Source organism: Streptomyces niphimycinicus, assembly GCF_018883605.1.
Taxonomy (GTDB): Bacteria; Actinomycetota; Actinomycetes; order Streptomycetales; family Streptomycetaceae; genus Streptomyces; species Streptomyces niphimycinicus.
In genome coordinates this window covers 1-484 of sequence record NZ_JAHLEM010001267.1, presented here as the reverse complement: position 1 = coordinate 484, position 484 = coordinate 1, and the positions used below count along the sequence as shown (strand labels likewise).

Sequence of the window (484 nt, the reverse complement as noted above, 5' to 3'; positions counted from 1 at the left end):
CGGAGCACGATGTCACCGCCGTGCCGGTCGTGGACGGTTCGGGACGCCCGGTCGGCGTGGTGTCCGAAGGTGATCTGCTGCGCAAGTCCTCCGGCCAGGCGGATCCCTCCGGTCTCCTCCCGGTCCCGCATCTGGAGGCGTGGGAGCGGGCGAAGGCGCAGGGCGCGAAGGCGGAGGAGCTGATGTCGGCACCCGCGGTGTGCGCGCGCCCGGAGTGGACGGTCGTCGAGGCGGCCCGTGTGATGACGGACGGGAACATCAAGCGGCTGCCCGTGGTGGACGAGACCGACAAGCTGGTCGGCATCATCAGCCGTGGCGACCTGCTGCGGGTCTTCCTGCGACACGACGACGCGATCCGCGACGAGATCGAAAGGGATCTGCTGAGACGGACCCTGCGGCTGGCTCCCTCGGCCGTGACGGTCGATGTGCGGGAGGGCGAGGTCACTCTGGACGGATCGGTCGAGGCCAGGAGCCTGGTCCCGGT

The 484-nt window shown here is 70.2% G+C and carries 1 protein-coding gene; it reads left to right on the top strand.

All coding sequences use genetic code 11. The features are described 5' to 3' along the window. Positions 1 to 484 (top strand): CBS domain-containing protein (locus KN815_RS49270; protein WP_216348224.1); only part of this gene is annotated, 484 nt, incomplete at both ends.